This window comes from Actinomadura rudentiformis (genome assembly GCF_008923185.1).
GTDB classification, from domain to species: Bacteria; Actinomycetota; Actinomycetes; order Streptosporangiales; family Streptosporangiaceae; genus Spirillospora; species Spirillospora rudentiformis.
On the sequence record NZ_WBMT01000010.1, the window covers coordinates 218,734 to 242,923 of the forward strand.

The 24,190-nt window shown below is 68.6% G+C and carries 19 protein-coding genes; 3 read left to right on the forward strand and 16 right to left on the reverse strand.

Annotated elements, in window-relative coordinates; all coding sequences use genetic code 11:
- Positions 1 to 14 precede the first annotated feature (14 nt).
- Positions 15 to 1,346 (forward strand): MFS transporter, encoded by a 1,332-nt coding sequence (locus F8566_RS22340; RefSeq protein ID WP_151562866.1) that lies wholly within the window; start codon positions 15 to 17, stop codon positions 1,344 to 1,346.
- Complete coding sequence (locus tag F8566_RS22345) at positions 1,283 to 1,504, forward strand: site-specific integrase (protein ID WP_225993428.1); 222 nt, start codon at positions 1,283 to 1,285, stop codon at positions 1,502 to 1,504. The genes F8566_RS22340 and F8566_RS22345 overlap by 64 nt, the downstream gene beginning before the upstream one ends.
- Before the next feature lie 4 nt (positions 1,505 to 1,508).
- Here the strand turns inward: F8566_RS22345 and F8566_RS50045 are convergent, their stop codons facing one another.
- From F8566_RS50045 to F8566_RS22410, 13 genes are all read right to left on the reverse strand, one after another.
- Positions 1,509 to 1,775, reverse strand: coding sequence for a hypothetical protein (locus tag F8566_RS50045; protein ID WP_192809805.1), 267 nt, complete (start codon positions 1,773 to 1,775; stop codon positions 1,509 to 1,511).
- Positions 1,776 to 1,863: 88 nt separating this feature from the next.
- The gene (locus F8566_RS22355) at positions 1,864 to 2,889 is read right to left on the reverse strand and encodes a C40 family peptidase (protein WP_225993411.1); all 1,026 of its coding nucleotides are present in this window, start codon (positions 2,887 to 2,889) and stop codon (positions 1,864 to 1,866) included.
- A gap of 149 nt (positions 2,890 to 3,038) precedes the next feature.
- Positions 3,039 to 3,977 carry a M56 family metallopeptidase gene (locus F8566_RS22360; RefSeq protein ID WP_151562868.1) on the reverse strand — a complete coding sequence of 313 codons (939 nt, stop codon included), beginning with the start codon at positions 3,975 to 3,977 and terminating at the stop codon, positions 3,039 to 3,041.
- 4 nt (positions 3,978 to 3,981) lie between these two features.
- A complete protein-coding gene (locus tag F8566_RS22365) occupies positions 3,982 to 4,362 on the reverse strand; it encodes a BlaI/MecI/CopY family transcriptional regulator (RefSeq protein ID WP_151562871.1) in 381 nt (126 codons plus the stop codon).
- A gap of 78 nt (positions 4,363 to 4,440) precedes the next feature.
- Positions 4,441 to 5,865 carry an NADH-quinone oxidoreductase subunit N gene (locus tag F8566_RS22370; RefSeq protein ID WP_151562873.1) on the reverse strand — a complete coding sequence of 475 codons (1,425 nt, stop codon included), beginning with the start codon at positions 5,863 to 5,865 and terminating at the stop codon, positions 4,441 to 4,443.
- Positions 5,862 to 7,346, reverse strand: a complete 1,485-nt coding sequence (locus F8566_RS22375; RefSeq protein ID WP_225993412.1) for a complex I subunit 4 family protein — start codon at positions 7,344 to 7,346, stop codon at positions 5,862 to 5,864. Before F8566_RS22375 ends, F8566_RS22370 begins: the two co-directional genes overlap by 4 nt.
- Positions 7,343 to 9,205 carry an NADH-quinone oxidoreductase subunit 5 family protein gene (locus F8566_RS22380; protein WP_151562875.1) on the reverse strand — a complete coding sequence of 621 codons (1,863 nt, stop codon included), beginning with the start codon at positions 9,203 to 9,205 and terminating at the stop codon, positions 7,343 to 7,345. Before F8566_RS22380 ends, F8566_RS22375 begins: the two co-directional genes overlap by 4 nt.
- Positions 9,202 to 9,507: an NADH-quinone oxidoreductase subunit NuoK gene (gene nuoK, locus F8566_RS22385; protein WP_151562878.1), complete on the reverse strand. Its 306-nt coding sequence runs from the start codon at positions 9,505 to 9,507 to the stop codon at positions 9,202 to 9,204. Before nuoK ends, F8566_RS22380 begins: the two co-directional genes overlap by 4 nt.
- Positions 9,504 to 10,061: an NADH-quinone oxidoreductase subunit J gene (locus F8566_RS22390; RefSeq protein WP_151562880.1), complete on the reverse strand. Its 558-nt coding sequence runs from the start codon at positions 10,059 to 10,061 to the stop codon at positions 9,504 to 9,506. The genes nuoK and F8566_RS22390 overlap by 4 nt, the downstream gene beginning before the upstream one ends.
- Before the next feature lies 1 nt (position 10,062).
- The gene (locus tag F8566_RS22395; RefSeq protein WP_151562883.1) at positions 10,063 to 10,995 is read right to left on the reverse strand and encodes a complex I subunit 1 family protein; all 933 of its coding nucleotides are present in this window, start codon (positions 10,993 to 10,995) and stop codon (positions 10,063 to 10,065) included.
- Positions 10,988 to 11,794: a hypothetical protein gene (locus tag F8566_RS22400; protein ID WP_151562885.1), complete on the reverse strand. Its 807-nt coding sequence runs from the start codon at positions 11,792 to 11,794 to the stop codon at positions 10,988 to 10,990. Before F8566_RS22400 ends, F8566_RS22395 begins: the two co-directional genes overlap by 8 nt.
- 452 nt (positions 11,795 to 12,246) lie before the next feature.
- The gene (locus F8566_RS22405; protein ID WP_151562887.1) at positions 12,247 to 12,597 is read right to left on the reverse strand and encodes an NADH-quinone oxidoreductase subunit A; all 351 of its coding nucleotides are present in this window, start codon (positions 12,595 to 12,597) and stop codon (positions 12,247 to 12,249) included.
- A gap of 141 nt (positions 12,598 to 12,738) precedes the next feature.
- The gene (locus tag F8566_RS22410) at positions 12,739 to 14,310 is read right to left on the reverse strand and encodes an MFS transporter (RefSeq protein WP_151562889.1); all 1,572 of its coding nucleotides are present in this window, start codon (positions 14,308 to 14,310) and stop codon (positions 12,739 to 12,741) included.
- Positions 14,311 to 14,412: 102 nt separating this feature from the next.
- Between F8566_RS22410 and F8566_RS22415 the strand changes: the two genes are divergently transcribed.
- Positions 14,413 to 15,042 (forward strand): TetR/AcrR family transcriptional regulator, encoded by a 630-nt coding sequence (locus tag F8566_RS22415; protein ID WP_151562891.1) that lies wholly within the window; start codon positions 14,413 to 14,415, stop codon positions 15,040 to 15,042.
- On the opposite strand, the gene F8566_RS22420 is transcribed toward F8566_RS22415, so the two are convergent.
- From F8566_RS22420 to F8566_RS22430, 3 genes are read right to left on the reverse strand one after another with little or no spacing between them, the layout of a single operon-like run.
- Positions 14,998 to 16,497 carry an amidase family protein gene (locus F8566_RS22420; protein WP_151562893.1) on the reverse strand — a complete coding sequence of 500 codons (1,500 nt, stop codon included), beginning with the start codon at positions 16,495 to 16,497 and terminating at the stop codon, positions 14,998 to 15,000. The two genes, F8566_RS22415 and F8566_RS22420, sit on opposite strands and share 45 nt — an antisense overlap.
- Positions 16,472 to 20,260, reverse strand: coding sequence for a type I polyketide synthase (locus tag F8566_RS22425; protein ID WP_225993413.1), 3,789 nt, complete (start codon positions 20,258 to 20,260; stop codon positions 16,472 to 16,474). The genes F8566_RS22420 and F8566_RS22425 overlap by 26 nt, the downstream gene beginning before the upstream one ends.
- A gap of 26 nt (positions 20,261 to 20,286) precedes the next feature.
- The gene (locus F8566_RS22430) at positions 20,287 to 24,186 is read right to left on the reverse strand and encodes a type I polyketide synthase (RefSeq protein ID WP_151562897.1); all 3,900 of its coding nucleotides are present in this window, start codon (positions 24,184 to 24,186) and stop codon (positions 20,287 to 20,289) included.
- Between the last annotated feature and the right edge of the window lie 4 nt (positions 24,187 to 24,190).

A 24,190-nucleotide genomic window follows, 5' to 3' on the forward strand; every position in this document is an offset into this window, starting at 1 on the left:
GCAGTGTGGTCGGCATGGGGCAACAGACCGCCGGACGTGCCGGATCCCAGACCGCGGACCCGTGGCGCTATCGCTGGATCGTGCTGGGCATCGCCACTTTCACCCAGGCCGCGTCCGGCTTCTTTGTGGGTGGCATCGGAGCGCTCGGCGTCCACCTTCACCGTGCCCTGGACCTGAGCACGGCGCAGCTGGGCCTGCTGGTCTCGGCGGCCCAGCTCGCGCCGCTGGCCGGGCTGCTGGTGGCCGGCGAGCTGCTGGACCGCTACAGCGAGCGCTGGGTTGTCGGGATCGGGGCCGGTGTGGTCGCACTGGCTCTGGGAGCGGGGAGCCTGGCGCCGGGATACACGGCCCTGCTGGTCGCGCTGCTGGTGGTCGGCGTGGGATACAGCACCGTCCAGCCAGGTGGGAGCAAGTCGGTGGCTTCTTGGTTCGACGCGTCACAGCGCGGATTCGCGATGGGTATCCGGCAGGCCGGGCTGCCGCTGGGCGCGGCGCTCGCCTCGGCCGTACTCCCGTTCGTCGCTGAGGAGTTCGGCTGGCGGGCGACGCTGCTGACCGGCGGCTTCGCCGCGCTACTCGGAGCCGGACTCTTCATGGGCTCTTACCGTCGGCCGCCGACGCTACCCACCCTGCAGGACAAGGGATCGCCGGACCCCCTCGCGGCACAGCTCCGCGCCCGGCTGCGAATGCTCCGTGAACCGTCCACAGTGAAGATCATGCTGTCGGGGATCAGCCTGATCTCGGTGCAATACGGCGTGGGCGTCCTGACGGTGCTCCACCTCCACCAGGCGTCAGCGGTCGGCGCCGGGCAGGCGGCCCTGATCCTGGTGGCGTCCCAGGGCGCGGGCGTTGCGGGCCGGATATGCCTGGCGGCCTGGAGTGACCGGACCAGTTCCGGGCGCTATGCCATCGTGCTGGTCTGCATGGTCGCGGTGATCGCTGGGCTGGCAGTGCTGGTGACACCGGCCGGGCGGGCACCGGTCGTCGCTTCCTGCGCCTTCGTCTGGCTGGGCTTCTTCGGATTCGGCTGGTACGGCCCATGGGTCGCCTACGTCACCGAAGAGGCCCCACCGGGCAAGACCGGCTTCGCCCTGGGGCTGGCCATGTCCGTCAACCAGATCGCCATCGTGACGGTGCCGCCCGTGCTCGGCCTGCTGGTCGACCTCACCAGCAGCTTCACCCCGGCATGGGCACTGCTGTCCCTGCTGACGGTCATCGCCCTGGTGGTCACGGCAGAGACGGAACGCCGCACCCGCGGCGGCACACCTTCGCCTGCCGCCTCATCAACCAGGACGTCCCGCAAGAGGTCGTCCGAGTCCTTCTGGATCACGAATCGCACCGAATGACCGCCAGTTACGCCAAGATCACCGACCAGACGGTCCGGCGGCACTGGGAGCAGGCCACCAAGGTCAACATCAAGGGCGAACGGGTCTCCCTCGACCCCGACGGGCCCCCGCCCAAGCGCAGTGGGCCCTTGTATTCCGCCGCTAGAGCTCACCGATGACCTATTAGAACGCTTGCACTATCCGGTCCCTCGCCGCGTGTTTTACCAGGTCACCGTCGAGATATCGATCAGGGAGCGGGCGTGCTCGGGGATCTTGGTCAGCGCCTCGGATTCCCCTCTGGGCGGCGCGACGTTCGTCGGCTCGGACTTCAGCTGTGAACGCGTCGCCGGTCAGGAGGTCACCTACCTGGGCGAGATCGAGTCCGGCCTCGACGCCGAGCGCTCCGTCGGCCACGAACTCCCGCACGCCGCACCCGAGCACGAACAGCATGTCGGGCCGGGGGTGATCAGGTTGTTAGTGGAGCAACGGATCAAGCTCCACTGCGTGCTGGAACTTCGGACGGCCGGATGGGGGCGGGTCAGGCGACGCGGACTCCGCCTGCGAAGGGGCGGCCGGAGATGGAGCTGACCTTGACGACATCACCGGTCTGCGGGGCGTGGACCATCTTGCCGCCTCCGATGTACATGCCCATGTGGTGCAGGTCGCTGTAGAAGAAGACCAGGTCGCCGGGCTGGAGCTGGCCCTGCGAGACCCGGGTGCCCGCGGTGAACTGGCTGCCGGTGTAGTGCGGCAGGTTGATCCCTACTTGGGCGTACGCGTACAGGGTCAGCCCTGAGCAGTCAAAGCCCTTGATGTTGCGGCCCTGCGCGGTGCCATAGGTGGGCCCGGAGGCACTGCCGCCGCCCCACGAGTAGGGAACGCCCAGCTGGCTCAACGCCGCACGGACCGCGCCCATCGCCTTGGCCGAAGCCTTACCGGGGGCGACCTTCGGGGCCTGCCCTGGCTTGGACGGCGTGATCTTCCCCAGCGCCTTCTGAACCTTGGTGAGCCGGGTCTGCAGCTCACGTCGCTTGCGTTCGGCCTCGGCAGTGAGGTCGCGCACCTCCTTGGCGCGCGACTCCGCCGACCTGCGGGCCCGTTCGGAAGACTGCACGGCCTGGAGGAGAGCCCCGACTTGTGTGCCGTGCTGCTGGGCGAGGAAGTTCAGGGTGGCGGAGCGGTCCAAGATCGCCTGCGGGTCGCCAGATGAGACCATGGCGGTGGTGGGGTCGACCGCGCCGTTCTTGTAGGCGTCCGCAGCCACCTGCGCGACCTGGGCACGCACCTTGGTCAGGGTTTCGTTCTGGCGCCGCGCGTTGTCCTTGGCGACCTTCGCGGCACGCTGGGCTTGTTGCAGCCGCACCCGCAGCCCGTTGTACTGCTCGCTGAGCTGTTCGGCCTGATCGGCGAGCTTCTTCTCCTGCGCGGTCAACTCCCGGCGCGAAGGCTCTGCCACGGCCGGCTCCGCGGGCAGGAACACCAGCGTCGCGGTGACAACCGCTCCAGCCATGGCGGTGAAGCGGGTGAGCCCATGGCTCGTGCCCGTGGCGCCTCGTCGCTGCATCTGCGCATCTCTCCTGTCGTTCGCCGACCCAGCGCGTCACCGCACGGTGCTCCTACAGGGCATAGGAGCCATGGCTCTGACAGAGCGTAGGAGGTTGTGTCCACATACGCCACCCGAGTTGGCAAATTGCCTCATTTGCCGCAGACGTGTCAGCAGACTCCGGCAAGTGAGGTGAGCGTGGCGGCAGCGGTGATCACCGGTATCGCCGCCGTGCCGGCAGCCACGATCCAGGCGGCGGCTCGCCGCGCACGGTGCGGCGTGACCGCGGACGTGGGGGCCTCAAGCCGTGTGAGGCGCCTCGACAACAATCCTTCTCCAGTGCCGGCTGCCGCGAGGGCTCCGGCGAGTCCGGGTGTGGATGCGACCTGGCGTAGCGCGCCGGCGAGGGTGTGCCGTCCCCACCTGCGCGCCGCCGCGTCGTCGGCGGACATCTCCAGGAGCACCGGAAGAGTCGCCTTGGCGAGGCGGACGGTGGGCAGCCAGGGCAGCAAGGTGTGCGCCAGGTCCAGGAAGAGCAGCAGAGCGTGGTGGCGCTGACGCAGGTGGGCGCGCTCGTGTGCCAGGACGGCCTGGAGTTGGAGGCCGGTGAGCCGGGTCTGGGCGCCCGTGCTCACCACGATCGGACGCCAGCGTGAAGGCAGGCAGTACGCGACCGGGAGTGGATGATCGAGAAGGAGGACGTCGGCGTTCCGGCGATCCTCTCGTGCGACGAGATGCAGCATCGAGCGGTGCTCACGCCGGCGGCGGACGGCGCGCCAGAGCCGGGGCAGCCCCTGCGCCAGCCGCGCCCCGCAGGCGCCGAGGAGCGCCAGGCTGGTCAGGCCGCCCAAGGTGAAAGCCACCGGCGAGTGGTGAGGCAGGCAGTCGTGCAGCCACTCCAGGAGCCCATGCCCGGGGGTCGGGGGTACGAGCAACGCCATCGAGGTGAGAGCGGCCGTCGCCGTGACCGTGCCCAGCAGCAGACCCGCCCAGCATGCGACCAGAGCACCCGGATGGTCGGCGAGCGGACGCAGCCGGACCAGCACAGGCCCTGCCAGATACCCCAGCAGGATGGTGGCGGCGATCAGGCCGATCAGCAGCACGGACATGCGTTCAAGTTACTTCCTTGCCACTGGCGCGCCGGCGTAGCGCTTCCAACAGCTGTTGGGCGTCTTCGGGGGCGACGCTCTCGGCGAACCTTGTGAGGACCGCGCCATGGTCGTCGTATTCGGTGAGCGCTCCCAACATCAGATCGACCGCGTAGTCCTCACGACCTCGCTTCGGTGCGTATCTGAAGGCCAGGCCATCTGGGGTGCGTTCGATCATCCCCTTGCCCACAAGGCGTTCCGCCACAGTCTGGACTGTGTTGTAAGCGAGCGGTTTGCGCGCACCGTCGTTCAGCGTCTCCAACAATTCACGAACCCGCAGCGCCCGCGGCGCCGACCACAGCACGTCCATCACAGCGCGCTCAAGAGAGCCGCTCAATCCAGCCACAGCGTCACCTCCATTTCCTCATTGTGCCGTCGAAAGCCCGTGTGCGGCCGGCTTCATGGGGCGCCGTCCGGTTCCCGGTCATCGAACGAGCATTCCGCTCAAGCCGTCAAGCGCCGGTCCGGCGACGAGGCCGAGGGCGACGGCGGCCACGGCGCATCCGTACGCGACGCTTCGACTCCATGAACCGGCAGGCTCCAAAGCGGTCCCCTGGCTGGAAGACGGGACCTCCCGGGCGAACAGGGGCACCACCCAGCGCAGGTAGTAGAAGAGGCTGACGACGGTGTTGATCGCCGCCACGACCATCAGCCAGGCGAAACCCGCGTCGGTGGCTGCCGTGAACACGCTCACCTTGCCGACGAACACAGCCGTCGGCGGCGTACCGACCAAGCCGAGCAGGCAGACGATCAGGGACAGGGCGAGGCCCCGATTGCGGCGGAAGAGCCCCGCGTAGCTGGAAAGCGTCGTGGCCTTTGGGAATTCGGCGACGACGGCGAAGGCGCCAAGGTTGGTGATGGCGTACCCGGCGAGATAGAACAACAGGGCCGCAAGCCCGAAGGTGTCGTCGCGTCCGGCAGCGACCACCGCCAGCAGCACGTAACCGACCTGGCTGATGGTCGAATAACCGAGCAGGCGGCGGGGGCTGTCCTGGAAGAAGGCGGCGAGGTTGCCCAGCGTCATGCTCGCCGCCGCGATGAGCGCGATGAGCAGCCGCCAGCGCGCCTCGGCCGGCTCCAGTGCCTGGTCGAACAGCCGGTAGACCGCGACCATCCCACCGATCTTCGGGATGGTGGTGACGAAGGCCGCGACCGGAGCGGACGCGCCCTCAGCGACATCGGGAACCCAGAAGTGCCCGGGGACAGCCCCGATCTTGAACGCGAGTCCGGCGAGCAGGACGACGATGCCCACGGCGACGGCACCGAAGGGCGCTCCTCCAACCGCCTCACGGAGCATGCCATAGCCGGTGGCCCCGGTCGCCCCGTACAGGATGGTGACGCCTGCGAGCATCGCGACGCCCAGGAAGGCGCCCATCAGGTAGTACTTCAGCGCCGCCTCGGTGCCGGCGGTGTCCTTGCCGAAGCCGCTGAGCGCGTACGCGGGGATGCTGGCCAGCAGGTAGGCGGCGACCAGCACGAGCAGGTCGCTCACCCCACCGAGCAGCACCGTGCCCAGAGCGGCGAGCAGCAGGAGCGTGACGAACTCGGTCTCGCGGGCGTGCCCGCGGATGGTGTCGCGGGAAATCCCGAGCACGAGCAGCATCGCGGCCATCACCGTGATCCGCGTGGCGTGCGTGCCGATGTCGATGGCGTACGTGTCGAAGGCCATCTCATCGGGCCCGGCGGCCGCGACAAGGGCGGCGGCGATGCCGGCCACGAGGGCCACAGCGGCGAGGACCGAGACGACCCATTGCCGTGCCCGGGGCAGGAACAGGCCGGTGAGCAGACCGAGGACCGCTCCCCCGAGCAGGATCAGCTCGGGCAGCAGCGCGACTGGATTCTCGTTCACCGGGCGACCAGCTCCACCACCGTGCGCGAGGCGGGTTCGATCACATCCAGCAGGAATCGCGGGAAGATCCCGATGATCAGCGCCATGACGAGCAGCGGCGCGATCGCGGCCGATTCGGCGACCGTGAGATCAGCGAACGCGGTGTCGCCCGTGCCGAGGAAGATGCGCTGGTAGGCGCGTAGGAACAGCCCGGCCGTGATGAGGATCCCCAGCACGGCGAGCGCAGTCGCGACCGTGGCGGTGGCCAGGCCGCCGGTGAAGATCTGGAATTCGGCGATGAAGCCGGAGAAGCCCGGGAGTCCCAGCGAGGCGAACGCGGCCACGGCGGTCAGTCCGCTCAGCATGGGAGCCTGCCCGGCGAGCCCGCCGTACTCGCCCATCTCGTAGGTGCGGCGCCGGTCGTAGAGGACGCCCGCGATCAGGAAGAGCCCGCCGGTGATGAGCCCGTGGCTGACCATCTGGGTCACCGCGCCGGTGACCGCGAGCTCCCGCGCCTGCGCGTCACCGCGTGCCAGCACGCCGGCCGCGCCGACGGCGAGCACGATGTAGCCCATGTGGTTGACGGAGGTGTAGGCCACCATCCGTTTGAAGTTCTCCTGGGCCAGCGCCACCAGCGCCCCGTACAGAACGCTGACGAGCCCGACGAGGACGATGATCCAGGCGTAGCGGCGCCAGGTGTCGGGCAGCATCGGCATGGCGATGCGGACGAAGCCGTACGTGCCCATCTTCAGCAGCACCCCGGCGAGGATCGCCGAGCCTGCGGCGGGCGCGTCGGTGTGCGCGGGTGGAAGCCAGGTGTGGAACGGCACGGTCGGGGTCTTGACTGCCAAGCCGGTCCCCAGTGCGAGCAGCACCAGCCCGGCGGTCGTTCCTCCCCTGGCCAGCGGGTTCTGCCGGGAGAGCTCGACCATGTCGAAGGTGTGCGGGTCGGCGGCGAGGAAGAGCCCGATGAACGCCACGAGCAGGGCGAGCGAGCCGAGGAAGGTGTAGAGGAAGAACTTCAGCGCCGCCCGCCCGCGCTCACCATGCCCCCACACGGCGATCACGAAGTACATGCCGACGATCGACAGGTCGAAGAAGACGAAGAACAGGATCAGGTCCAGCGCCGCGAACAACCCTAGGGAGACCGACTCCAGGAAGAGGAAGAGTGCGGCGTACACACGGAACCGGCCGCCCTCGGGTGCCGGATAGACGGCGCAGGCGAGGAAGAGCACCGCCGTGAGCGCCAGGAGCGGGAGTGAGAGCCCGTCGACGCCCACGTGATAGCCCGAGTCCACCGACGGGATCCACTGCAGGTCCGTCTCATGACCGATGCCTTCGCCCGCGTCATAGCCGATCCACAGCCAGACCACCAGGGCGACGTCGACCGCGGAGACCGTGACCCACGCGACCCGGACAACTGTGCCCGTCATGCGTGGCACCGCACCCAGGATCAACGCGGCCGCCAGCGGCAAGAAGATCACCAAGCTGAGCACGGTCACCTCACCAACACCAAGATCACCGCGAGGACGGCGAACAGAGCCGCCGCCTGCGCGTAGTAGGCGTGCAGTTGTCCTGTCTGCGGCCGCCGGGCCAGGCGGCCCAGCCCACGGAAGGCACCGGCGACCGCCCCCACGACCGCGTCGATCGGGTGTTCCGCCCGCAGGTCCGCCAGCCGCGCCGCCTTGTGGACGGCATCGGCGGCAATGTCCACTCCCCTGTCCACGACCCGGTCGTCAAAGCGGGCGAGCGCATGGGCGAGCGCGAATGCCGGGCGGACGAGCAGCAGATGGGCCGCGCGTTCCAGCCCCAGCCAGCTCGCCAACGTGACCTGTGCGCGGCTTGGCAACCGCACCCCACGACGTACGACGGTGATCGTGCCGAGTACCGCCGCCAGCGCGAGCACGGCCGACAGGAGCAGTTGCCATCCGGCAGGCTCGGTCGCCGGAGAACCGATCAGTTCGGCGAACGCCTCGGCGACCGCCGGGACGGCATAGACGCCCAGGACGGCGGCGATCACGGCCAGCACCGGCAGCGGCGCAGCCCGCCATCCGCCCACCGCGCCCGAGGTCTCCGTGGCATCGCGAGAGGTCTCTTCGACGTCGCCCGAGCGCCGCCAAACGATCGTGATCGCCTTGGCCGAGTAGACCGCGCTGAGCAGCGCAGCCACGAGCGCCACCACGTACAAGGCGGAGTCCTCCGCCCAGACCGACGTCAGCACGGCATCCTTGGTCGCCCACAGGGAAAGCGGCGCCAACCCGGCGAGCGCCAGCCCTCCTGCGGTGAAGGCGGCGCCTACGCGGGGCAGGCGGTGGCCAGCGCCGCGCAGCCTTTCCAGATCCTTGGCCCCGAGCGTGGCGAGCCAGACGCCGGCGACCAGGAACAGCAGGCTCTTGGTCGCTGCGTGCCCGACGAGGTGGGCGACGCCTCCACCGACCCCGGCCGCTCCTGCGGCGAGGACCATGAACCCGATCTGGGCACAGGTCGAAGCCGCCAGTAGCTGCTTGAGATCGGGTTGCGCGATGGCGATCGCGCCCAGCACCAGGGCGGTCACGGCGCCAGCCCACGCGACGAGCGGGCCTGCCCAGCCGGTGGCGGCGAGCAATGGCTGAAGCCGGAGGAGGAGGTACGCGCCCGCCGCGACCATGGTCGCCGAGTGCAGCAAAGCCGACACCGGGCTGGGGCCCTCCATCGCCCTCGACAACCAGAAGGAGAACGGAAGCTGCGCCGACTTGCCGAGAGCGGCGACGACGACACCGGCGGCGATCACATGTCGCCAGCCGCTGCTCGCCTGTGGAAGCTGGTCGAGCACAAGCGTGCCGGTACCGGCGAGCGCGGCTCCGGCGGCGATGTAGAGCCCCAGGTCACCGGCGCGGGTGGTGAGGAACGCGGTGGTGGCGGCGTCCACCCGCCGTGGCTCTCGCCACCAGAAGCCGATGAGCGCGTACGAGGTGGCGCCCATGACCTCCCAGGCCATCAGCAGCAGCGGCAACGTCGTGGCCGTGACGGTCACGAGCATCGACCCGGCGAACAGCAACATCAGCCCGAAGAAACGCGCCCGCGCCTCCTCCGGGCCGAACTCCCCCACCGAGTACACCAGCACCGCGAACGTCACTGCCGTGACCGTCACGACCATGACCGCCGAGAGGCCGTCGACGGCCAGTCCGGCCGGAGCGCCCGCGATGAACGGTGCCATCGCGGACGGCCGTACGAACGCTGCGGCGATCGCAAGGCCCAGTGACAGCGCGGCCGCACTCACTCCGGCAACCGGAGCGGCCCGATCGCCGCGACGTCCGGCCGAGACCAGGGCGGCGCCCGTGACCAGCGGCACGGCCGGCAGCGACCAGACCAGGGCGCTCATCCCTTGAGGTCCTCGGCGTCGTCGGTGACGTCGACGTCACGGGCGCGGAAGATGGCGGTCGTGGCGGCGAAGCCCATCGCCATCTCCAGCGCCATGACGGTGACCGCGACGAGGACGACCAGCTGCCCGTCGGCCGTGGCCGGGGCGACGAAGTACCAGAACGCGCCGCCCGCCACGAGCACCCCGTTCACCATCAGCTCCAGACCCATCATGATCATGACGATGGACTGCTGGGTCAGCGCGCCGTACAGGCCGACCGCGAACAACGCGGCGGCCAGGATCAGGAAGGCGTCGAGTGTCACCGGCGGCCTCCCGGGATCGGGTCGTCGGGCCGCCGGCGCTCGAGGCGGTCGCCGTACCGGTCGTACCGGCCCCGGTCGGTCGCCAGCACCACGCTCGCGATCATCGTGGCCAGGATGGCGACCCCGATCACGATCATCAGCAGCATCTGCGGGCCCATGATCGCCTCACCGACCTGCATGGTCGAATCCATCGGCCGAGCGCCCTTCCGTTCCGGCCACGGGGTGAGCAGGATCCCGGCGACCAGCCCGGCGAACGTCACCACGGCGATGACGGTGGCAGGGCGCTGGTTGTGGACCATCGTCATCGGCATCAGGCCGGCCGGATTCATCATGTACATGACCATGAAGACCGCCATGACGACCATCTCCATGGTCATCATCAGCACGATCACCATGCCGAGATAGCCCAGCCCCAGCAGCAGGAGTTCTCCCGCGCCGCACAGGAAAGAGGCGAGCAGCAGGAACGTCGCCCGCGCCATCGAGTCCATCTGGAAGACGCCGATGCCGGTCACCACCGCACCGACGGCCAAGATCCAGAACGCGGCGTCACCCATGTCAACCTCGCGCCACGACGACGATGCCGACGACAAGGGCCTGGAGCAGGATCGCGGGGATCAGCACCACCCAGGCGGCCTCCATGAATCGGTCCATCCGCATGGTGGGCAACCGCCAGCGCGCCCACACCAGAACGCCGAGAACGGCCAACGTCTTGAGCAGCATCCACAGCCAGCCCGGCAACCACGGCCCCGCTCCCCCGCCAAGGAACAGCGGCACAGCGAACGCCGCCGTGACCGCGAGCAGCGCATACCGGCCCGCCAGGAAGACCAGCCGGTCGACAGCCGCCAGCTCGCTCACCGCACCGCCCGCCAGGTCTTCGTCCACCGGCTGTCCGAGTGGCCCCCAGAACGCCATGGCCAGGGCCGAAAGCAGATAGACGGCGAACGCCACCGGCATCCAGACCACGAACCACAACCCGGACTGCGCTGCGACGACATCACCTACGCGCAATGACCCCGCACCCAACGCGGCGGTGATGAGCGCGAACATGTGCGGCAGCTCGTACGCCAAGCCCTGCGCGATGATGCGGTAGCCGCCGACCAGACCGAAGGCCGCGTTGGAGCCCCAGCCGATGAGCCACAGCGCCGCCCAGACCAGGACCTCCATCGCGTTGAACCAGACCACGCCGATGTCGAGATCCGCGACAGGCCGCATACCGACCGGGACCACGAGGGCCGCGAGCGCGGCGGCCAGAACGATCCCGCCCGTGCCGATCAGCCGCAGCACGGAGTCCGAGGCCGGCACGACGCTGCGCTGCTGGACAAGGAGCCGGGCGGTCTCCCGAACGGGATCGAGCATCGCTGCCACTGGACGTGCGTGGCCCATCGCGGCGGCGCCCATGACCGAGTCCAGCATCGCTGCAGCGACCGCCAGTCCACCCACCGCCGCCAGGAGTCCCGCGACCGCCCAGAACCCGATGTCCTCACCCATGAGCGGCCGCCTGAAGGGTGGCACGCTCGGAGAGAACGTCGAGATCGGGGTCCAGGCTCGCCACGATCAGCCGTGCCCCCGCCAACTCCGCCCCGTTCACCAGCGAGGGCAACGCCGACAGCAAACCCTCGCTCGGCGCCCTTCCTTCATCCACCGGACCGCGTGGTCCTTCGACTGTCTCGGCGGGCGTGTCCGCCTCGCCCGGCTCCAGGTCAGCGAGCGCCTCAGTGGTCTCCGCCAGCCAGATCTGCCAACGTGCCGTGGCATCGCCCCCTGAAGCGGCCGCGCGCAACGCCGGACCGGTGACGCCGTGCGCTGTGGCGGTCCCAACGTCGATCACTCCCAGGCCGTCGGTCATCGCCCGCAGCAGCCGCGAACGGCCGATCCGGCGCGCGAACCGCGCCAACCTCGGCGTGATCACTGCGCGCTCGGCCCCGGCCATCAGATCGTCACGCAGACCACGAGCGGACCACGCGGCGCCCTCCCACCCGGCCACGCCCAGCAGCCGGCCGAGACTGTCGAGATGGGACGCCGCCCTGCGCCGGGCCAGTTCTCCGCGGGAAACCCGTTCGCCATTGAGAAGGCGATGCCACGGCTCATCCCAGAACGCGGTGGCATCGGCATGTGGCGCGTAGACGTCAGCCTGCACCTCTTGGAGGACATCGCCCTGCATGGCGACCCGGAGGACCAGGCCCGCCGGCCAGTCGTTGAGCACCGGCCCCAACGAGACATGCAGGCGATCGAGCTTGAGCCCGTCGCGGTCCGGAGCACGATCGGCCATCGCCAGCCCACCGGGCATCGCCATCTCCCCGTGATGGCCATGGTGATGGTCGTGCCCGCCGCCGCCCTCGGACTCAGAGGGCCTGGGCTCGGGGGCTTCAGGCTCGGGAGCTTCAGGCTTGGGTGTGAGGTGCGCATGTCGGCGGGCAGTGGCCTGAGCACGCTGGCCATCGCGATGAGCAAGCGAAGCCGCCGCTTCCTCCAATAGCCTCGCCATCTCGTCCCGATGACGTACTTCAAGGCGCGCTCTCGGCGCCGGCATCTGCTCCCACACGCGCTGGGTAGCCGCCTCAAGCTCCTGAGCCGGTTCTCCGCAGACAAGAAGGAGATTCGCCTGGGCCGGTGCGAGGGCAGGACGCCAGCCGCGCCGCCGGACCTCCCGCTCCGCGGCCAAACGCACAGCGGTGTATCCAGGCACCGGCACGATCAGCGGCCGCGGCCGCTGGGCCGCCAGCCGGAACAACGCCTCGCTCAGACCCACCGGAAAGCTCCCTCCCGCCAGGCGTAGACCACGCCCACGAGCAAGAGCCCAAGGAAGAGGAACATCTCCACTACGGCCGTGGCACCCATGTCCGCGACGACGACCGTCCACGGGTACATGAAGATCATTTCCATGTCGAAGGCCAGGAAGACCATGGTGATCGTGTACCAGCGCACGTGGAACCGGCTCACCGCGTGCTCGGTGGACGGCTCCCCGCTAAGGAACGGGCTGCCCTCCAGCGGGGACCTGGCCACCGCGGCGAGCGTGCCCAGCGCGTAGACCGCCGCGACCAGCGCCACGACGAGCAGCATCACGACGAGAGCGGCCTGATAGCCGTTCATGGCCTCGCACCACCCATATGGATCTCCGACACGCCGTAGGTACTACCCGGATTCAGGGAAGTGATCCACACCCGTTCGCGACGCGAGCTCGTCCAGATTCGGACGCTTTCACGTGTCGCAGTGGCAAGAGCTCGTGTTGGTTCAGGTTCGGGTGTCGGTCTTCTGGGGCTGTCGGGTCTCAGGAGACGCCTGGCTGGGAAGCGCCACGACTGCGATGACTCCGCCGACAATGACAACGGCGACTCCCACCAGCATGGCGTTGTTCATCCCGGTGCTGAACGCCGCCTTGGCGACGTCTGCCAGCGCGGTTCCCTCCCCGCCCCCGAGCCGCTGGGCGATCTGGAGGGCAGCGGTGAGCGAGTCGCGCGCCGCCTCGCCGATGTCGGGCGGCAGTTTCTCGGTGGCGTCACCGACGTCGCCACGGTAGGTGGCGTTGAAGACGCTGCCCAGGATCGCGATACCGAGGACTGCCCCGAGTTCGCGGGTGATGTCGTTCAAGGCCGAGGCGACACCCTGCTTGGCTGCGGGCAGGGCTGCGACGATCGCATCGGTGGCGGGTGTGGCGGCGTAGGCGACGCCGGCGCCGATCAGAAGGCCGCCTGCCAGCACGGGCCAGGAAGCCGATCCCTGGTCGAGCAGTGACAGCAGGGCCAGGCCGCCCGCCATCGCGGCCATGCCCAGCCCGATGACGATGCGGAAACCGAAACGCTGGGCCAGCATCGGCGCGGTGGGCGAGAAGACGATGGCGCCGATGGCCAGGGGCAGCAGGGCCAGCCCGGCCTCGAACGGCGAGTAGCCCTTGATCTCCTGGAGGAACTGCAACAGCAGGAACAGCACACCGAAGGCGCCCAGCGACTCGGTCATGATGGCCAACGAGCCCCCGGAGACGCCGCGGATCCGGAAGACACGCAGGTCCAGCATGGGCTTCTGGCTGCGGAGTTCCCAATAGGCGAAAGCGGTCAGGGTGACGACCGCCACCGCGAACCCGCCCACGATCAGCCCGTCGGACCAGCCACGCTCCGGGCCTTCGACGATGGAGAAGACAAGCGAGGCGATCCCGACGACGGAGAAGACGGTCCCGGGTATGTCGAGAGGGGTGGCGTAGGGGTCGCGCGACTTGGGGGTCACCGCCGCAGCGGCCAGCAGGGCGACCAAGCCCAGGATGGCGTTGAAGACGAACACCGAACGCCAGGAGAAGCCCTCCAGCAGCGCGCCGGCGACCATGACGCCCAGGAGCCCGCCGCCCGCGAAGACACCGGACCAGATGCCCACGGCCCGGCCACGTTCCTCGGGCGGGAAGACGCTGGTGATGACCGACAGCGTCATCGGCATGACCAGTGCCGCACCGGCTCCGGCCACCGCGCGAAGGGCGATGACCGTACCGACGTCGTCGGCCCACAGCACCGCGCCGGAAGCCCCGATGAAGATCACCAGGCCGGCCAGCAGCACGCCCTTGCGCCCGTAGCGATCCCCCAGCGCCCCACCGGGCAGCAGGAGACCGGCGAAGACGATGCCGTACGCGTTCATCACCCACTGCAGCTCCGCTTCGCTGGCGCGCAGGTCCTGGGCGATGCCGGGAAGTGCGATGACCAGCGAGACGAGCATGCCGACCACCGCGCCGAGCGCCATGCACATGACCGTGAGGATCAGCTGGCGCCGGCCGGGGCTCACCTCGACCTGGGCTGCCTGGGTGTCGTGTTCTGCGATCGTCATGAGAAACCAGCTCGATTCAGTCGATCGTTTTAAACGACTGTTTGAGCGTACCCATGCTCGGCGACAATATTCAAGCGCTCGTTTTAAACTAGGATTGGGCTCATGGGATCCTCACCGGGCACGAAAGAGCGGATCCTCGACGCGGCCGAGCGGCTGTTCGGCGAGCGAGGCTTCGCCGGGACGTCGCTTCGCGCGGTGACCGAGGCGGCAGCGGTCAATGTGGCGGCGGTGAACTACCACTTCCGCTCCAAGGAAGGGTTGCTGCGCGCGGTGGTGGGGCGCGCGATGGCGGCGGTCAACGAAGATCGCGAACGGCGCCTGGACGAGTTGCGCAGCCGGGGTGCAAAGCCCTCTGCGGAGGATCTCGTCCGGGCTTTCATCGAGCCCGCCGTGAGCCTGGAGGAGCGGCACGGCGAGCGCGCCGGCAGCGTCGCCCGTTTCGTGAGCCAGGTGATGTTCGAGCCGGAGCCCGAGATCCGGCAGCTGTTCGCCGCCGAGGTCGGCCCTGCTGAGGGGCGCTTCCTGGATGCCCTCATCGAAGCCCTCCCCCAGCTGCCCGCCGGCGAGGTCGCCTTCCGCTACCGGGCCATGGTCGGATTGCTGGCCCTCCACCAGATCGGAACGCTCTCGGATCTGCAGCCTTTCGACCGCCCGCCGAAGGACCGAGCAGCCGACGAGGCACAGCGGCTAATCAATCTGATCATCGGGGCCGTCACAGCCCCTGCGAGCTGACTCGTAGGCATGGGCGACGCGATAGAGAGTGGACTCCGCATGCCTGCGGGCGATGAACTGCATGCCCACAGGGAGCCCGTCGCGCACGCCGCATGGCACGCTGAGGGCCGGATGGCCTGAGGCGTTGCTCGGCACGACGTTGAGCACCATCTCGAAGGCGCGCCGGACATCCACCTCCGGTGAATCTTGCGGTGACGGCAGTTCCGTGGCCTTCATCGGCGTGGTCGGCATCACCAGCACGTCGTAGTTCGCCAGCGCATCGTCGTACGCGTCAGCCAGAGCATGAGCGAGCCGCTGCGCCTTCCTATAGGTCACGCCGCCGTGCCTTCTGCGGAAGACGTTCCCCATGACCATGGCCACCTTGACGGGACGAGGGAATTCCGCCGTATTGGCCCGCCAGCCTCGCAGGACGTGAGCCAGGTCGGTCGCGGGGTCCTCTTCCCCGAAAGCGGCCGCGAGCAACTGGCCGACGTGGCCCTCCAGGGCGATGGCATCCCAGACGGCGACGCCGAGCTGGTGCGCAGGAACGACGACGTCCTCAACCTGAGCGCCCAGAATCCGCATGACGTCACACGACCCGCGGACGGTGTCCGCGACATCGGCGTTCAGATCGGGCAGTTCGAAGCCCTCTTTGACGACGCCGACGCGCATGCCCGCGCACTCACCGGTCAATGCGGCCGAGTACGAGTGCTCAGGCCGGGTGTTCGCGCCCACCAGGACGTCCAAGAGCAGGGCGTTGTCCGCCACCGTCGCGGTGATCGGGCCGACATCGTCAAGGCTGGATTCCAGCGGCAGGATCCCGGCGTGGGGAATCAGCCCGTGCGTCGGTTTCAGGCCGACCACCCCGGACCAGGCGGCAGGCACCCGCACCGAGCCGCTGGCGTCCGTGCCCACCGCCAGGTCAGCGGCGCCGGACGCGACGAGAGCCGCCGCGCCTGAAGCAGCGCCGCCGGATGAGTGTGTCGGCCGTCGAGGATTGCGCACTGGTCCGGCGACACCGGTATGCGATCCGTTAGGGATGCCGAGGTACTCGCACTGCGCCTTGCCCGTGACCGTCGCGCCCGAGTCGAGCAACCGGTTGACGATGGTGGCGTCGCGATCGGGCCGGAAACCGCGCAGGAACGACGTCCCGATGGCCATCGGGACATCGGCTAGGCAGATGTTGTCGCTCAGCGCGACAGACCGGCCTGTGAGCGGGCCCTGGGCGTTGGTCCGGATCTCGGTGCGTGCTTGCCAGGCCCCGAACTCGTTCTCGTCGGGCTCAGGTTGCCACCAGCCACGGTCGGGAACGCGCAGAGCGGGCTTGGGCTCACCGGCGGTCTCGATGAAGTCATACGCCTCCAGGTCAGGGGCCATGAACGACCGGTAGAAGCCGCAATCGGCCACAGCCAGATCGAAGCCGAGTTCTGCGGCAGCGGCCAGGATCTCGTCATCGGTCGGTTGCCGCGCGGACATCGGCACTCCTTGAGTCGTCGGACGGGTCGAGCAGGCTCAGCGCCTGCACGGTGTGATCGCGCATCCGGGTCATGACCTCCTCAGGCACACGAGCACCGTCGAACCACCAGTCGATGTGGAGCCGCCGACGCTTGCGATAGCAGCGCACGTCGACGGCGTGACCGAAGGCCAACGGAGGCCCACCGACCGGAGCGCCGGCGGATCGCCTCACCGTCAAGGGGCCATCCGTCAGATCAGCTCCGCTGGAGACGGCTCCGCAGTCGCTGAAGACGACGTCGGGCGCTGGGAGTTCGCGCATCACTTCCGCTGTGGGGCCGTGCAGGTACCTGAGCACTCCGTAGCCGAGCCCATGGCCGGGTACAGCCCCCAGAATCTCCTCGGCCAGACCGAGAACGGTGGCCGGTTCCCCCTGTGCTGGGATGGCGACGGGAAAGACGGTCGTGAGGTTGCCGACGGTTCTGCTGAGATCCATGCCGCCCGGAGTTTCCTTGCGGATGTTCATTGCGACGTCGAGCAATGCGGTCGGCCGACCAGTGACTCTGGCTTGAGCCATCGCGAGCGCACTCAGAACGATGCCCCGTACGGTCTGCTGGCTCGATCGCGCGGCAGCGCGGACGGCAGCGGTGACCGCTTGATCGGACACGTGCGAGAGACAGCGGATGTCATCCCCGCGACGATGACCGTTGGGCCTGGCCGGCGAGCCCGGCTGGAGCGGACCGGCGTTCGCGTCGGCGAGAAGGGCTGTCCAGTGCTCACGCTCGCGCATCACCTCAGGGTCATGAGCAAGGGATACGACGTGTTCGGCCCAGGCGGGCCACGGCATGCCCACTGACGGCAGGTCCACGTCCTGCTCTGTGAGCAGTTGCCGGCAAGCCGTGGACAGATCTTCGGCGAGCAGCCGCCGCGCGGCGGGATCGAAGGCCGCCGGATGCGGTACGACGGCGAGCTGCCGTCCTTGGCCGTCGGGATGTTCCAGGACCGCTGCGAGCAGCGAGGGCCGCCGGTCTTCGCGGCGACGGGACAGTTCCGTGAGCTCGTCCGGGGTCATCACCGGCAGTTCGTGTTCGTCGGCAACGTGCTGTTCCCAAACACCGCCGCGCTTCTCGAAGTCCATCGTGAGTGCCTCGTGGTGCCGGCGCACATGCGCCACGGCCCGCCCCAGGAGCGCAGGGTCGATCTCGCTTCCGAGGTCGAAGATCATCATTTCTTCGTGTGCAGCGTCAGCTCCCATCACCTGAAGTTGGGTCGGCGTCAACGGCACCCATTCCTTCGGCTCTGCCGAGGTGACGGAGTCGTGCCGTCGCTTGACCGGGCCGCCGGAGGCCGACGTCCGCTCCACCACCCGAGCCAGCTTCGCCACTGTGGGGTTCCGCTGAAGGTCTTTGGGGGCCAGGTGGATTCCCTGTGACCGGGCTCGCGCCACGATCTGCGCCGCCATGACGGAGTCGCCGCCCAACTCGAAGAAGTTGTCGTCCACGCCGATCCGCTCCACGCGCAGGGCCCGTGACAACAACGCGATCAGAAGGTCTTCGGTCGACTCGGCGGAAGGTGTCGCCTCCCCTGGCCCAGGAGTGGGCGTATTGGTGGCATACGCGGAATCCACCCAGTGGCGGTTCCGTCTGAAGGGATAGCCAGGCAGCGGAGTCCGTCTGGCGGTCGTTTCTTCATCCGTGAAGCCCCACTGAATGGACGCTCCGGCGCTCCACAGTCTTCCAAGGGTGCTGAGAAAGCCGCTTGGCTCGGCGGTGCCGGGCGCGGCCGCCACCACAAGGCGTTCTCCCTCTGCACCATCCGGTTTGATGTCCTTCGCCGGAAGCAGGGGGACCCTTCCCGATACGGCCTCCATGTCGGCTGTTTCGAGACCCGCGTCGATCATCCTCACGGCGCCGGCTAGATCGATCGCCTCCGCGAAGCACGCCGCGGCGAGCAAGCCCGCGCCTGTGCCCGCCACCACCGATGCCTGCATGCCGTAGGACTCCAGCGCCCTTCCCATCGCGTATTCGATGGCGAAGGAAGCCGCGTCGGCGAAGTCGTCTTCGGTCTCGTTCCCGCCTGCCGGCATTGAACGCAGATCCACGGCCAGGTGCTCACGCACCGCCTCCGCACAGCGATCGAAAGGCTCGGCGAACGCCGGCTCGGCCCGATACAGGTCCGCGGCCGCTTGCATGCGGCTGCCCGCTGTGCCGGGGAACAGCAGCACGATCTTCATCGACGCCTCGAAGGGCTCATGATCAACGAGTGCCTCGGCGGCGCCCTCGGCGGTGGAGGCCACGACCGCCGTACGGGTGGAGAAGTGGCGCCTGCCCTCGGCAAGCGTGAACGCCACGTTCTCAAGATCGGTATCCGGCCGGCCACGGAGATGCCCGGCAAGGTCCTCGCAGACCTCGGACAGTTCCGCGGGGGTCCGTCCGCTGACCAGAAGCACCTTGTCCCGGGACGGCGCGCTCCCGCCCCGTTTCGGCTCGGCCTCCTCCAGAACGACGTGCACGTTCGTCCCGCCGACCCCGAGCGAGCTCAGACCGGCACGGCGTGGGGCTTCGCTCTCCCAACTCGCGAGCCGATCCTGAACGTGGAACGGCGTGTCCGCCAGATGCAGCTCGGGATTCGGCTCGGTGAAGTGCACGGTTGGTACGAGCGTGCGGTGTTCCAGCGAAAGCACTGCCTTGACGAGCCCGGCGATGCCAGCCGCAACTTCGCAGTGTCCGATGTTGCCCTTCACCGATCCGATGGCACAGCGGGCAGCCGCTGCTCGCTCGCCGAAACCGCTGTTCAGAGCCGCGACCTCCACCGGGTCCCCCAGCGCCGTACCGGTCCCATGAGCCTCCACGTATCCCACGGTGGCCGGATCGACGTCCGCCACTGCGAGTGCCTCGGCGATGACGGCGGCCTGCATCTCCACGCTGGGAGCGGCGTAGCCCATCTTCAGCGAGCCGTCATTGTTGACCGCCGAGCCCCGGATGACCGCACGAATGTGGTCGCGGTCTGCGATGGCGTCGGCCAGCCGCTTGAGGACGACGACACCGCCTCCACTGGTGAAGACCGTTCCGTTCCCTTGCACATCGAACGGTCGGCAATAGCCATCTGGCGAGATGGTCGTGTCCGCGTCGGCCATGTAGCCGGCCCGGGCCGGTATCCGGACGGTCATGGCACCGGCCAGCGCCATGTCCGCCTCCCCGCACAACAGACTCTGGCAGGCCAGATGGACGGCGACGAGACCGCTTGAGCAGGCCGTCTGCACGGTGATCGCTGGACCGTGCAGATCCAGCGCGTGAGCCACCCGCGTAGTGAAGAAATTGGGATCGCTGAAGGTCAGCCCCTGCATGAGCTCAGCCGAGGTACCTGCTCCGATCAGCTCGTGCAGATCATGATGTGACAGCACGTTGTAGGGGTAGTAGGTCCCGAACGAGCCGGTGCCGAACACACCGATGGAGCCTTCGCAGCGCTGCGGGTCGTACGCTGCGTCCTCCAGCGCATGCCAGCAGCTCTGCAGGAACAACCGTTGCTGCGGATCCATCAGTTCGGCGACACGATCGGAGAAGCCAAAGAAGTCCGCGTCGAACTCGTCGTAGCCCTGCAATGGACCGGCCCGCCGCACGTAGGCGGGATTGTGCAGCACCGATTCCGGTACGCCTTCGTCGCGCAGGACCGCCTCGTCGAGCGTTTCCAGGCAATCTCGTCCGTCGCAGAGATTGCGCCAGTACTCGTCGATGCCCCGGGCACCCGGAAACCGTCCAGAGAGCCCGATGACCGCGACGCCTTCCACAGTGTCGACGTCCACAGTGTCGACGTTCACTGCCCTTTCCTCCTTCGGGTTCGCTGCGTGGCAAGGCGCCTCGCTCGCACCTCCGCTCGTTGAGCCGCCTGACCCTTGGTCGCCCGGCCTCCGGTCGCCTGGTCCTCCCGGACACCAGGCGCGGGCCCCACGTGGGCGAGGAGGTCATTGGTCAGGTCCTCCACGCTCGCCCCTTGGAGAAGCCGCGACACAGGGATGTCGGCGCCGAAGCCGGCGTGCAGCGCTCCCTTGATCCTTGTGGCCGCCATGGAATCCAGGCCCACCTCGACGAGCGGCCGGTCACCGGCGAGTTCCGCCTCTTCGAACCCCATGACCTGGCAGACGCTGCGATGGACCTGATCACCGATGACCCGATGACGGTCTTGGGCGCCGAGTCCTTCCAGATCGGCCCGATCGATGGCCGCCGGCGGTGCGGTGGCCGCAACGCGGGCCAGGTAGGTCGACTGCCTCGCGTGCGGAAAGGCGTCGGCGAAGCCCGCGCCCAGTCTGGCGACCGCCGCCACCGGCACATCCCTGGTGATCAGTTCCGAGAGAGCCGCGAGCCCTTCGCGCGGGTGCAATCCGCCGACCCCGTTCAACGTGACGTCGCGTACTCGGCCCACTTCAGACCACGGCCCCCACGCCACCGCCTGTGCGGGAAGGCCGCAGGAACGACGCCACATCACAAGGGAGTCGAGAAAGCTGTTGGCGGCGGCATAGTTGGCCTGGCCGGGAGATCCGATGAGGCCGGCGAGCGAGGAATAGCAGACCCACCAGTCCAACTCGCGCTCAGCGGTGGCGAGGTGAAGCTGCCATGCGCCTGCCGCCTTCGGCGACCACACACGGTGGAGACGGACAGCGTCGAGTTCGGTCATCGCCACGTCGTCCAGGACCATCGCGGCGTGCACCGCGCCCCGAAGCGTGACGCCGTCATCCTCGGCGACGCGCACCATCTCGTCGGCGATGCCGGGCTGAGTGACATCTCCCCGGACGACTGCCACCTGGGTACCTTGTGCCTCGATCTCCGCGATCACCTTGCACGCCCGCTCGTCAGGCGTCGAGCGGCCGTTGAGCACCAGCCTCGCGGCGCCATCTTCTGCCAGCCAGCGGGCTGTGGCGAGGCCGAGCCCGCCGAGCCCTCCCGTGATCAGGTATGACGCCCCCGGATGCACCACGGGCCGGACCGGCGGCGGCAGCCGGTCGGGCTCGATGCACGTCAACCGGGCCAATCGCCGGAAACCGTCGTGCCAGGACAGCTCGTCACATGGCGCCCGCGACCTGAATTCCTCGGCCAGCAGCGAGGCATGCTCGTCCGGGTCGACCTTGATGAACGTCGTCTGGAGCTCCGGATGTTCGGCCCGCATCGTGCGTAGGAGGCCGCCCATGCCTGCCTGGCTGAGCTCGTTTCCGCGCGAGACCACGATCACGCGCGGGAGATCATCGGCGTCGCCACGGCGGAGAAGCGTGGCGACCATCCTCACCGTCGCGAGGACACGTTCCTCGGCAGCGGGTTCGGGCTTGTCTCCGTCCCCGAGCACGACGATCCCGTCATAGTGGCGGTCGAGATTCTCCGGGAGGCCGGGGCCGGGCTTCAGATCCGCTGACAGCTCGGACGCCAGCTCCGTTGCGAATTGATCGCTCCCAGGAGCGCCGCAGACGAGCCATTCCTGGGACGCCGGCCCACGCCCGCCATCCGCGGACGGCACCGGCTCCTCTTCAACGACATAGAGGAGGCCCTGCAGGGGCGCAGGGAGTTCCTCCTCGTCGATGCACCGGATCTCCACGCCGTTCAGCGCTACGATCTGCCGGCCCGCCTTGTCGAAGACGTTCACGTCCGCCTTGCCGTCTTCCATGTGCGCGCCGCAAACGACCTCGCCCATCGGCTCGCCGAACAGTCGCAACCGGCCGATGCCAGTGGGCAGGTGGACGCCTTGGACATCCTCGGGAAGCAGCGCCATGACGCCGTGGAGGCAGGCATCGAGCAGGGCTGGATGGAAGGAGAACCGCCGATCGGCCTGCAGCGCCTCAGGGCGCCTTACCCGGTACAACGCGCTACCGTCGGCCGCGCTCACGGACTCAAGGCCCCTGAATGCGGGACCGTAGGAGATCCCCATCTCGTGGAGCCTGGTGTACGTCGCCGAAGCATCACTCTGCTGAGGCTGACGGCGAGCGACCTCATCGAGCGATACGACGGCGGGCTCGTTCTCCCGCTGGACGCACAGCCGGGCCGTCGCGTGAACGACAGGCGTTCCGCCCTGGTCGGTCACGATCTCGATCTCGGCCCGGCCCTCGTGCTCAACGGTCAGGTTCGTCGTGACGGTGACCGGCCGGCCGACCGGCAACACCCGCCGGTAGACGAGCTCGGTGACCGTGATGTCCGACGTACCGGCCTTGAATACCTCGGCGGCAGCGGCAAGCGCCATCTCCGCGTAAGCCGTACCGGGCATCACGGCCGTCCCGCCCACATTGTGATCGCTGAGCCAGCCGAGAGCCTCCGGGTCGATACGCGCCTGCCACACGTGACGTACGGACTGCCCGGGCAGCCTCACGTACGAGCCGAGAAGCGGATGTTCATCCTGTGAACCTGTCCGAACGGTCTTCGTTTCGTACGGAGGGAAATGCTGATGCTGCCAAGCGTTGACCGGCAGGTCCTGCAATCGGCCGTCGGGATACTGGCGGCTCCAATCCACCGGCACACCCTGCGCGCTCAACTCGGCGAAGGCACTTGGCAGCGACCGCGTCGATGACTCGCCTCGGCGCATGGTGCCGACGACGACGGCGTTCTCAACGCCGCTGTCCCAGAGCGTCTCGCCGATCGCCTGGGTGAGGAGCGGATGTGGAGACAGTTCGACGAAGACTCTCAGTCCGTCTTCGGCAGCCGCCTTAAGACTTTGCGTCATGCGCACCGGTTCGCGCAGGTTGGCCGCCCAGTAGCGAGCGTCGAACGGAGGCCGCGAGTGTGGATCCGCCGATGCCGTCGGATACCAGGTGACGACCGGCTCCTGGGGCTTCACATCCGCGAGTTCGTCGACGACGAGAGGGAGCACCGGGTCCACGAACCGGCTATGAGCAGCCAGCCGGACACCTTCGACGGGATACGCGCCGAGGCCCTGGTGCTCGCACTCCGCGACGAGGGCGTCGACCTCGTCGCGACCGCCTGCGACGACGGTCGCACGGGTCGAGGTGTAGACGGCGATCTCCAGACCGCGGCTCGCGGCTCCCTGGCGCTCCACCTCCTCGGCCGGCAACTCCACCAACGCGGTGGTGCCCTGGCCGACGAGCTCTTCCTCCATGAGTTCGGAGCGGCGACAGATGACGTGGGCGGCGTCGGTGAGTGACAAGCCGCCGCAGACGGCCGCGGCCGCGGCTTCTCCCATCGACTGCCCGATCACGGCGGCGGGTCGGATGCCATACGCCTGCCACACGGCGGCAAGCCCGACCTGCACGGCGAAGATCGCGGGTTGGAGGAGCGCGGGACCCGCGTCGTCGAAGTCGTGCGAGGTCAGCAGCTCGCGTAGCGACCGGCCGCGCTCAGCGCTGAACACCGGTTCGAGTTCGTCGACGACGGCCGCAAAGGCCGGCTCGTCGTCCAGGAGCTCGGCTCCCATACCGGTCCAGTGCGAACCCTGCCCGGAGAACACGAAGACCACGCCATGGCCTGCGGCGTCGACGACCTCGCCGCAGAAGGCACCGTCCGGAGTGCGGCCGGAGGCGATCTCCGTGAGCCGGTCGGCCAGCTCCGGGCGTTCGCGCGCGTGGACAACGCATTGCGTACGCATGTGTGATCTACGCCTGGCCAGCGTATAGCCGACGTCATGCAGGTCGGCGGTGCTGCCGGGACCGCGCAGCCACTCGGCCAGCCGCCCGGCGTTGGCCCGCAGGCCGTCCGGCGATGCGCCCGACACTGGGAAGAACAACGAT

What these genes read in the sequence shown, in the direction of transcription:
- F8566_RS22340 (WP_151562866.1), top strand. Translation starts at nt 15, where the DNA reads ATGGGGCAACAGACCGCCGGACGTGCCGGATCCCAGACCGCGGACCCG.
- F8566_RS50045 (WP_192809805.1), bottom strand. Translation starts at nt 1,775, where the DNA reads ATGCTGTTCGTGCTCGGGTGCGGCGTGCGGGAGTTCGTGGCCGACGGA.
- F8566_RS22355 (WP_225993411.1), bottom strand. Translation starts at nt 2,889, where the DNA reads ATGCAGCGACGAGGCGCCACGGGCACGAGCCATGGGCTCACCCGCTTC.
- F8566_RS22360 (WP_151562868.1), bottom strand. Translation starts at nt 3,977, where the DNA reads ATGTCCGTGCTGCTGATCGGCCTGATCGCCGCCACCATCCTGCTGGGG.
- F8566_RS22380 (WP_151562875.1), bottom strand. Translation starts at nt 9,205, where the DNA reads ATGAGCGCCCTGGTCTGGTCGCTGCCGGCCGTGCCGCTGGTCACGGGC.
- F8566_RS22390 (WP_151562880.1), bottom strand. Translation starts at nt 10,061, where the DNA reads ATGGGTGACGCCGCGTTCTGGATCTTGGCCGTCGGTGCGGTGGTGACC.
- F8566_RS22395 (WP_151562883.1), bottom strand. Translation starts at nt 10,995, where the DNA reads ATGGGTGAGGACATCGGGTTCTGGGCGGTCGCGGGACTCCTGGCGGCG.
- F8566_RS22400 (WP_151562885.1), bottom strand. Translation starts at nt 11,794, where the DNA reads ATGCCCGGTGGGCTGGCGATGGCCGATCGTGCTCCGGACCGCGACGGG.
- F8566_RS22405 (WP_151562887.1), bottom strand. Translation starts at nt 12,597, where the DNA reads ATGAACGGCTATCAGGCCGCTCTCGTCGTGATGCTGCTCGTCGTGGCG.
- F8566_RS22410 (WP_151562889.1), bottom strand. Translation starts at nt 14,310, where the DNA reads ATGACGATCGCAGAACACGACACCCAGGCAGCCCAGGTCGAGGTGAGC.
- F8566_RS22415 (WP_151562891.1), top strand. Translation starts at nt 14,413, where the DNA reads ATGGGATCCTCACCGGGCACGAAAGAGCGGATCCTCGACGCGGCCGAG.
- F8566_RS22420 (WP_151562893.1), bottom strand. Translation starts at nt 16,497, where the DNA reads ATGTCCGCGCGGCAACCGACCGATGACGAGATCCTGGCCGCTGCCGCA.